The sequence below is a fragment of the Arthrobacter glycogeni genome, from assembly GCF_054510815.1.
Map to the genome: position 1 here is coordinate 179,814 of NZ_JBTNDV010000008.1, position 9,655 is coordinate 189,468.

At 64.7% G+C, this 9,655-nt stretch carries 7 protein-coding genes, 1 tRNA gene and 1 pseudogene; 3 read left to right on the plus strand and 6 right to left on the minus strand.

The features are described 5' to 3' along the window. Positions 1-18: 18 nt before the first annotated feature. On the minus strand, positions 19-948 hold the full coding sequence (locus tag ACX80G_RS10645) for a YrzE family protein (protein ID WP_459307614.1): 930 nt from the start codon (positions 946-948) through the stop codon (positions 19-21). Between the two features lie 110 nt (positions 949-1,058). Between ACX80G_RS10645 and ACX80G_RS10650 the strand changes: the two genes are divergently transcribed. Beyond that, positions 1,059-1,559 carry a DUF456 domain-containing protein gene (locus ACX80G_RS10650; protein WP_459307615.1) on the plus strand — a complete coding sequence of 167 codons (501 nt, stop codon included), beginning with the start codon at positions 1,059-1,061 and terminating at the stop codon, positions 1,557-1,559. A gap of 37 nt (positions 1,560-1,596) precedes the next feature. Further along, the gene (locus tag ACX80G_RS10655) at positions 1,597-3,243 is read left to right on the plus strand and encodes an amidohydrolase (protein WP_459307616.1); all 1,647 of its coding nucleotides are present in this window, start codon (positions 1,597-1,599) and stop codon (positions 3,241-3,243) included. A gap of 12 nt (positions 3,244-3,255) precedes the next feature. Here ACX80G_RS10655 and ACX80G_RS10660 read toward each other — a convergent pair whose 3' ends face one another. From ACX80G_RS10660 to ACX80G_RS10675, 4 genes and pseudogenes are all read right to left on the minus strand, one after another. Further along, positions 3,256-5,046, minus strand: coding sequence for a glycoside hydrolase family 15 protein (locus tag ACX80G_RS10660; RefSeq protein WP_459307617.1), 1,791 nt, complete (start codon positions 5,044-5,046; stop codon positions 3,256-3,258). A gap of 9 nt (positions 5,047-5,055) precedes the next feature. Then, positions 5,056-5,184 (minus strand): hypothetical protein, encoded by a 129-nt coding sequence (locus ACX80G_RS10665; protein ID WP_459307618.1) that lies wholly within the window; start codon positions 5,182-5,184, stop codon positions 5,056-5,058. Positions 5,185-5,273: 89 nt separating this feature from the next. After that, a complete protein-coding gene (locus ACX80G_RS10670; RefSeq protein ID WP_459307619.1) occupies positions 5,274-6,776 on the minus strand; it encodes a S10 family peptidase in 1,503 nt (500 codons plus the stop codon). Positions 6,777-7,040: 264 nt separating this feature from the next. Further along, positions 7,041-8,574, minus strand: a pseudogene (locus ACX80G_RS10675) (DHA2 family efflux MFS transporter permease subunit). 51 nt (positions 8,575-8,625) lie between these two features. Here ACX80G_RS10675 and ACX80G_RS10680 point away from each other — a divergent pair. Further along, positions 8,626-8,698: transfer RNA gene (locus ACX80G_RS10680), tRNA-Ala, on the plus strand. A gap of 160 nt (positions 8,699-8,858) precedes the next feature. Here the strand turns inward: ACX80G_RS10680 and ACX80G_RS10685 are convergent. Beyond that, positions 8,859-9,655 (minus strand): tyrosine-type recombinase/integrase (locus tag ACX80G_RS10685; RefSeq protein WP_459307620.1); only part of this gene is annotated, 797 nt, incomplete at its 5' end.

The window sequence follows — 9,655 nt, forward strand, 5'->3', positions numbered from 1 at the left end:
TATTGGCGAAAATGAAGGCTAGCGGGTGGGGGCGTTGTCGTAGTCCGCGCGGTCGATTCGGCGGTGGTACCGCATTCCGGTCAGGCCGCCCAAAATCGCGCCGCCGAGCGCCACGATCAGGGCCACGGCGACGGCGACGATGCCGGTCGTGGTCAGGCTCCCTTCGTTCAGTGGAAAGCTGTTGACGTTTGCCAGAACGGCGGACTGCCTGCCGAAGATTAATCCGAGGATCGCGACGAGAGCGGCGATGATGATCGCCCACAGCCAGACGGCGACACCCTGCTTAGCACCGTTGAACCGGGCCATCCGCCCGGCAACATATCCGCCAGCGAAGTAGGAGAGGAGCAGGATCACCAGCAGGATGATTGCGCCGGTGATGCCGACGGTCTGCGGGTCGGCCGCCACCTGCTCGGCTGCATCGTTGAGGTCGGTGTTGGTCGAGAGTCCAAAGACGGCCCCCGCAGCAGCGACCAGCGCCGTCAGTAAGACTGCCATGCCGGTCGCGGTGAGCCAGCCGAAGAACGCCGACCCGAATTTCGTCCCGCCGAAGGTGTCCTTTTCGTGCTGGAGGAGCGCCGCACGCTCGGCCGACCCCGGCAGGGTGGGGCGGTCATCCTGGGCGCCCCGGTAGCGGGAATCATCCGGGTCGACCGTGTGGCTGACCGGCTGTACGGTGACCGGCTGGGTGCGTGTGGCAGGCGAAGCCGATGCCGCCCCGGCGCCCGTCGCAACAGCGCCAGCTGTGCCATCAGTCCGAATCTGGTGCACCTGGGTGGGGGCGCCGTCGTCGGCGGGTCGACGCGGGTCTACGTGGCTGTGCGCCTGGGTGGGAGCGCCGTCGTCGGCGGATGAATCACGCCACTCCGGTGTGGTTTCAGCATGCTTGGGGGCCAACTCGTGCGGGGTGTCATGCTGCGACGGATCATTCCCTGGTTCTGGCGTGCTCATGGTGCCTCCTGCTATTGGTGCCCTTCAGGCTTCTTCAGCAACCTTAGTGTTGCCGCCGGGCGGGAACAAGCGAGGCAGGATCGGCGGCCGAGCAGTGAGAGACTTTCCCTATGGAATTTCAAATCCTGATGACCGTGCTGAGCGGCCTGCTGATCGTGGTTGGTATCGCCGGAGTCATTGTGCCAATCCTCCCGGGCAGCATCCTCATCATCGGGTCGCTCTTGATGTGGGCGCTGGTGGTGTCCAGCACCGCAGGATGGGTGGCTTTCGGCGTCGGAACCGCGCTGGCTGTTGCTGGTCTGCTCGCTGGCGCCGTGCTGACCGGCCGGAAACTGCAACAGCGTCAGATCCCCGGCCGGTCAGTGGTGGTAGGCCTGGTCACGGGCGTGGTGGGGATGTTCCTGATCCCGGTCGTCGGGTTGTTCGTGGGATTCGCGGCGGGTCTGTTCGCCAGCGAATTCGCACGGCAGCGGGAGTTCAAGCCAGCCCTTTCGTCCAGCGGGGCAGCTCTGAGGGCGACGGGCATCGGCATCCTGGTAGAGCTCGGCCTGGCGTTGCTTGCGGGCAGCGTGTGGGTCATCGGTGTGTGGGTGCACTTCGCCACCGTCTAGCACCGTTTGAATCTCACTGTCGCTCGGGAGCGAAACCATGCAACTCGATCTCATCCTCACCAACGCCCGCATCATCACCATGGACCCGGCCCGTCCCACGGCGGGCAGCCTCGGCATTCTCAACGGGGTCATTGTTGGTCTCGACGAGGACCTCGCGGGACTGGCAGCCAAGGACGTCGTCGACCTGCAGCATCGGGTACTGCTCCCCGGATTCAATGACGCCCACTGCCACACCGCCTGGTTTGGACTCACTCTGGGTGAGGTGGACCTGACCGATCTCTCCGATCTGGACCAGGCCTACGCCCGGCTGCACGCTGCAGCCCAATCCCTCCCGGTGTCTCACGATGACGATGCCGGCGGCGGCTGGCTGGTTGCCAGCGGCTTCGATCACCACCGGTTCGGGGGACGGTTCCCCGACCGGGCCGCCCTGGACCGGGTCTCCGCTGGGCGGCCCCTCTTCATCCGGCGCACATCAGGGCACGGCGGGATCGCCAACACCGAAGCGTTACGCCGCGCAGGGGTGCTCGATGCTGGGTTCCCCGACCCGGTGGGCGGAAGAATCGTCCGGGATGGAGCGGGGGAGCCGACTGGACTACTGCAGGAGACAGCGCAAGCGCTGGTCCTGGACCTGCTGCGCCCGTACCCGCGCGATACCCTGGTCGCTGCGATCGAACACGCAACGGGCCAGTATGCGCGTGAGGGCATCACCAGCTTCACCGACGCCGGCATTGGCGGCGGCTGGATTGGACACGCCCCGGACGAGTTGGGCGCCTTCCAGGACGCCCGGGCGGCGGGAAAACTGCACGCACGGGCGCAACTGATGCCGGCCATCGAGACAGTGCAGCGAGCCGGGGCAGACGTCCCGGGTAGCGGTCTGGGATTGGGGATGTACAGCGGATTCGGCGATCACCTGCTGTCGCTGGGTCCGGCGAAAATCTTCCTGGACGGTGCGCTGTCCAGCGAGACCGCGGCCCAGACCGAGCCGTACAGCACCGGTGCCGGGAACAAGGGGTACCTGCTGCAGGAACCGGAGTTCCTGCAGCAGCAGATGGTTGATGCGCACCGGGCCGGTTGGTCCATCGCCGCCCACGCCATCGGTGACTTGGCAATTGATCTGGCGATCGACACCTTCACCCTCTTTCGGGCTGGGCGCACAGGTCAGCGGGCGCTGCCGCACCGGATTGAGCACGCGGCGGTGGTGCGGCCGGACCAGTTGGCGGCGCTCGCCGGGCTGGGGGTGGCGGTGGCACCGCAGGCCTCCTTTTTTCGTCCCATCGGCGACGCGATGGCTCGGTCGTTGGGAGAGGGGCGGGCAGCATTCACGTACCGGGCCAAATCATTCCTCGACGCGGGAATAGCGGTGGCGGGAAGTTCGGACCGGCCGTGCGCCGATGGGACGGCGCTGCGCTCCATCCAGGCGTACACCGACCGGCTGACGTCCAGCGATCGTGTCTTCGGGGCTGGCACAGAGCGTCTCAGCGCCCAAGAGGCCCTCGGTATCTATACGATCGGATCCGCCGAGGCCACCGGGTTCGGTGGGGTCAAGGGCCGGCTCTCCGTCGGGATGCTTGCCGACTGTGTGGTCCTCGACGCCTCCCCGCTGGAGGTTCCGACCACGGATATCGCCGGTATTCCTGTGATGGCTACCCTGCTGGGTGGCCGGTTCACTCATCACCAGCTGTGACGGGAACGCCAGCTACGCGTCGTCTGAGAGGGACAGCGCTGCGGTGATGAGGGCCAGATGGCTCAACCCCTGCGGCAGGTTGCCCATGAACTCGTGCCGGTCGTCGCCGTCGATCATTTCGGCCAGCAACCCGACGTCGTTCGCCAGGGGTAGCAGCGCCTCCATCTGGGAGCGTGCCTCGTCCTTGCGCCCCACCTGGGCGAGGGCTGCCACCATCCAGTAGGCGCAGGCGACGAAGGTGGATTCCTCGTCCTGCATCCCGCTGTAACGGTAGAGGAGTGGACCGGAGCCCAGCTCGTCACGGAGGGCATCGATAGTTGAGGACATCTTCGGGCCCCGTTCGTAGCCGGTGATCGCGTGAAGCAGGATCGAAGCGTCCAGCTTCTCGCTGCCCGGATACCAGACGTAGCTCTGGCGTTCGGCAGACCAGCAGTTCTCCTCGACCCAGTCCCGGATTCGGTCCCGCTCGGCCCGCCAACGTTCGGCCGGGCGCTGCAGCTGGCCCGCTTCGGAGAGTTTCACCGCGCTGTCCAGGGCATGCCAGCACCCCAGCTTTGAGGTGGTGTAGTGCCGTTCCTCGGGCAGCTCCCAGATGCCGGCGTCGCGCTGTTGCCAGGTGTCGCAGGTGAGGTCAGCCAGGTCGGCCAGTTGGCGGGAGGTGGTGGGGTCGAGGACATGGCCGGCCTCGACGTAGAGCCGCACAATGTCGAAAAGGTCACCGAAGACACCCAACTGCAGCTGACCTGCCGCTGGGTTCCCGTCGACGACGGGGCCGATGCCCCGCCAGCCGGGAAGGTCAGGGGTGCGGGTCCCTTCGGGGGTGCCACCATCAAGTCGTGTGAAAACCTGCAGATCCTGGCCCTGGGTGCGAAGGTTCTTGAGCATCCAGGAGACCGCTGCGTGCACTTCCTCCCGCAGGCCGGCCCGGACCAGTGCGTGCAGCGTGTAGGCGGTATCCCGCAGCCACGCGTACCGGTAATCCCAGTTTTTGCCACCCGCCCTGCTCTCCGGCAGGGAGGTGGTGGCTGCAGCAGCGACGGATCCGGACGGGCTGTGGATCAGGAGCTTCAGGGCGAGAGCGCTGCGGAGGACCTGGTTGGCGTAGGGTCCTTCGTAGCTGAATTCCCTGGACCAGGTTTGCCAGTTCGTGATAGTCCGGTCAATGCCAGCGTCCACCGAGTGCGGATCCGGGAGCGGCAGGGGCTCGTCGTGGGTGGAGACGACGGCCACCAGGTGGCGCGAGCCGGGTTCGGTGGTGAGGCGCCCGGAAATGGCCTGACCTTCGATGGAGAGGTCGCCCTCGTTGATACCGCGGACGCCCAGCGCGGTGCCGTCAACCCTGAGTACCGCGCCGTGGTCGGTGGACTGGACCCACGGGGAAGCGGTCTGAAAACAGTTTCCCGGACGGATGGCCCAGCGCATCGGCACGTTCCCGGTGAGGCCTTCGATGCGGCGGGCTAACTCGCCCCAGGGGAGCCGTCCTGCCACCCCGGTATTCAGCGAATCGGTGACGCGCACGGTCCCTGAGGTGGTGATGTACGTGGTGGCCAGAACGTTCGTACCCTCGACGTAGGCCCGCTGCGAGGTGAATGGTTCCGTTGGGCACAACTCCAACGCGCCGCCGTCGTCGGCGTCCAACAACCGGGCGAACGGCGGAGCAGAGTCGAGGTCCGGGGTCGGATACCAGTCGATCGACCCGTCATGAGCGATCAGCGCCACCGTCCTGCCGTCGCCAATGGCGGCGTAGGAGCGCAGGTCGACGTAGCCGTCCCGACGGTCGGCCAGGTCGTTGGGGTCAGTCATTCGGTCTGGCTAGCGACCGTGCTTTTTGTCGTACCTGGTCTTGTTGGCGCGGGTAGTCGCGGAATTGCCGCGTCGGTTGCGGAGCAGTTTGGAAGCAATGACGGGGACCAGCGTCCACAGGAGTTTTTTCAGCAGCACGACGGATTCCTTTTACTAGTGGGGTCCGCGGTCTTCCACGGAAACCCTAAGTTTACTTATAATTTGTCTTGAAAGAAAACCCGCGGTACTCAGTGAATTGAAGTGACGAACTCTTTCAGCGCTGCCAGCTGCGCTAGCCGGCACTCGGGCTTGAGGTACATCATATGCCCGGCCTCGTGATAGTGATGGGTGAACCGGTCCCTCATTTGATCGGTCAAATTCATGTGCGCAAACACGTATTCGGCGGCGAAGTGCGGGGTGGCGCCGTCCTGGTAGCCGTAGTCCACATGCACGCGAAGAGTGGGGTTGTGGACCAGGAGGCGTTCGAGTGTGTGACTCACATCGACGGGAGCGCCCTCGAAGGTCTTGTAGCTCCACGGGTGTACCCGGGCCGTCAGCACCTCATACGGGAGGTCGTTCTCGTAGCCGAGCTCCGCCCTCACATAGTGGTTCATGGCTGCCGCATAGGGGCCGGTAATGGCCCGGATACTCGGATCGTCGGTCATGGTCGAGTCCTGCAGGTTTGCGGGCTGCGCCGTGAACCTGCCATCAATCCGGCCGACCGCGAGCCCATCAGAACGCAGCAGTTCGGCGGCGAATTCGCCGTACTGCCAGCGGAGGTTGGTGCGGCGAATGAACGTTTCGTCGAGGGTGGTGATCGCCGCGAGGCGGGCTACGACGTCGTCGTACTCCGCCGCGGTAAGCCGGCTGCCCTGCGTGAGGGCGTACCCGAAGTCCTTGGCAGCGAAGTCTTCGGCTTCCCTGACGACGTCGGCGAGGTCCCTGCCCGGGTGGCGGCCGTGGAAGTGGGCGATGGCAGCATAGGTAGGGACGTGCAGGGCGTAGGGTACGTCGCTGCCGGGGAAGAACCGCAGCGTCGACATGTTGAGCACTGTGGAGATGAGCCCCAATCCGTTCACCGCCATACCGTAGGCGTCGAAAAGGCGCCCGGCGACGGCAACGGCGCGGAGGGTTCCGTAGGATTCGCCGACGAGATACTTCGGGGAGAGCCACCGGTTGTTGCGGGTGGTCCAGAGCCGAATGACCTCGGCCACCAGGTCCCGGTCCTCAATAAAGGCGTGGAACTCGTCCGACTTTTCGCCCTCGACGACGCGGGAGAAGCCGGTGTTGACGGGGTCGATCATGACGAGGTCGCTGTGCTCGAGGAGCGTTTCGGGGTTGTCCACCAGGCCGAAGGGCGCGGGAGTCATGGCTCCGGTGTCGCCCGAATCCACGCGGCGCGGTCCGAGGAGGCCCAGGTGAAGCCAGATCGACGCCGATCCGGGACCTCCGTTGAACGCGAACGTGACTGGGCGCTGATTGGCCTGGCCTGCGTCGTCGGGGTCGGCGTCCTTGGTGTACGCGACGATGAAGATTTCGGCCTTGGGTTTGAAACCGTCGGCCTTGCCGTCCTTGGTTTCCTCCCGCCGGAGGACCAGCCGACCCGTGGTGCTCGTATACTTCAGGCCCGTGCCGGTGGTGTGCTGCCGGGTGGCAAAGTCGTCGGTCACTTCCTTGACCTCTTTGACGTCTTTGCCCTTGTCGGGTGCTGTTGAGTCGGCGGTCGTGGAATCTGCAGTGTCATCAGCCATGACTAGAGAGTACAGGTAGTTCCCAGAGGCAACCACCCCGCGGCGCGGGTAGCGGTTCGCTTGATCGGCCGTTGTCGTCGTTGAGGGCGTCAACTTGGACCTCGGTTTGGTTCCGGGGGGCCAATTTGGACCTCGGAGGTGTTTGAATGGGTCAAGCTGGACCTCAGGGTGCGGTATGTCGGCCACCAGGGTCTAGGTTGCCCCCTGGGACTAGGTTGCTCACCGCAGCGACCGTCCGATCCGGTTGCCCATCCCCCAGAACGGCTAGGTCGACGTCGGAGGCCCGCCAGTGGTCGCGGCCGGAACGCTCGACGGCGTTTTTTCGCCAGTCCAGCCGGTCCGGCGTTGCGGTCGGGCGAAGAACAGGGCAGCGCCCAGCCCGATAAGGATCGCAGCGGCGGGCAGGAACAACGACTGACCCATCGCTGCGGCGTAGCCAGCCTGCAGGGACTCCGGAAGCTGCTGGCCGGGCACCGCATCGGCGCCGCCGTCGCCGATGTTCGCGGTCAGACGGGACAGCATCATGGCGGCGATCGCCGAACTGCCCAGCACCGCTCCCACTTGACGGGTGGTGTTGTAGACGCCGGACCCGGCTCCCGCCGAGGACCGCGGCAGGTTCCGCGTCGCGGTCAGAGAAACGGGCGCCCAGATACCGGCGCTCGCGAGACCCAGCAGCGAGATGGGTAGGAGCAGCGCCCAGACCGGCACATCGGGGGTCAGGATGGCGCCTAGCCAGAACAGCGATACCGACATGGCCGAGAATCCAAAGACCGCCATGTACTTGGGATTGCCGCGCTGGACCAGCCGGCCCACCAGGGGAGCGAGCGAGCCGGAGATGATCGCCATTGGGGTGAGTAGCAGGGCGCCTTCGGTGGGGGAGAAGCCGCGCACATTCTGCGCGTAGAGCATCAGGGGGATGGCGACCGTGGTGATGGCGAAGCCCATCGCGAAGATAGACGTGTTGCCCAGGGAAAAGTTGCGGTCCTTGAACAGGTTCAGGGGAACGAGTGGTTCCTTGCGGTTGTACCGCTGCCACAGGATGAAGGCCGTGAGGAGGACCAGCCCGCTGATGATCAGCGACCAAACCGAGATGGGCCCGGCGATGGTGCCCCAGTTGTACGTCTCACCTTCCTGGATGCCGAACACTAGGCAGAACATTCCTGCGGCGCTCAGCGCGACGCCAAGATAGTCGAAACTGTGGCTGTTGGTGGGGAGCCGTGGCACCAGCCGGTGGGCGAGGATCAGCCCGACGACGCCGACCGGCGCGTTCACGAAGAAGATCCACTCCCAGCCGAGCGAGTCGACCAGGATGCCGCCGAGGACCGGGCCCACCAGGGTGGCGACGCCGGCTACCGAACCCCAGAGCCCCATGGCGGCACCGCGGCGTTCCGGCGGGAAGATGCGGGTGATAACGGCCATGGTCTGCGGCGTCATGAGTGCGGCACCCAGTCCCTGCAGTACCCGGGCGAGGATCAGTATTTCCACCGACCCGGCAAGCCCACACCACACGCTGGCCACGGTGAACACCGCCAGCCCGGCGAGGTAAATGCGGCGCGGACCGAAGCGGTCGCCAAAGCCGGCCCGTGATCAGGAGCGGCACGGCGAACGCCAGCAGGTAGGCGCTGTTGACCCACACCACGCTGTCGAGATCCGCACCCAGCCCGTTCATGATCGCCGGGATGGCCACCGAGACGATGGTCGAATCCACCAAGATCATGAAAAATCCAATCACCAGCGCCCATAGGGCCGGCCAGGCGTTGATCTCGGCGTGCTCCTCAGCGGAGCTGTATGTGGTCATTCTTTGAGGCTACTCCGGCATTGGGCGCAGGTTTGCTACAGTACTTTTTGCGGGGCTTTAGCTCAGTTGGTAGAGCGTTTCGTTCGCAATGAAAAGGTCAGGGGTTCGATTCCCCTAAGCTCCACTGTGAAGGCCCTCTGACCTGCGGAAACGTTGGGTGGGAGGGCCTCGTTTCTGTCTCGTGACGGCTCAACCACACGGAAACCACACGCTTTCGGGTGATTCGGGATCAGCCTTGGGTGTTGCATTCCGTGGGTCTGGACCTCAGCGACGGTGGGTGGTATTCACATAGACATGCGCTCCGGGCGGGATAGTGATGCGGTCCCAAACTTTTGGAGGACCGCGGTGAGGTCCGGCGACTGGGTTGCCTTGGCGATGTAGTGCTTCTCCGTGATTGCAGTTCCAGAGTGACCCAGCTGTGCGGCGGCTTGCTTGGAACTGTATTCCTGGTCGATGAGAGTGGCAACGGATTTCCGGAAAACATGCGGGGTTACCCATTCAAAGGGTGATCCAGCGCGGGCGTCCCGCCATTGCCTGCGGAAGTTATGCGGGCTGCGCACCGTTCCCGTGGAAGACGGGAACAACATGTCTTCGGGTTTGGGCTGCCCGGCTGCATACCTGCGCTGGAGTGTTTGCACGGCAAACGGCGGCACCTTCATCGTGCGGAACCCGGCCCTTGTCTTCGGGTGGTCTTGCCGGTAGGCACCGCGGCCTTTCTCCATGACGACGGTTCCCGAGATCGTGATGGTTGGCGGTTCTGTTTCAAGATTGACGTCTTTCCAACGTATGGCCAGGACTTCACCAATTCGGGCGCCCGTGGCGAGGAAGATGTCGAGAACGTCCAGCAGGTCCGGCGCACGTGGCCGTCCTTGGTGTGTGGGGTCCTCCTGCCACCGGGCAATGACAGACCGGAGCTGCTGAACATCTTTGACTGAGAGCGCTTTGACGTCTTTCGTGGCGGACTTGATAGTGGTTGGGTCCCCGGGTAGGAGTCCAGTGTTTATGTGAGTTTCGCATCCGATAATGGGTGCAGGAGGAAATTCACTTTTATGGCACGTAGACATACCCCTGATCAGGTCAT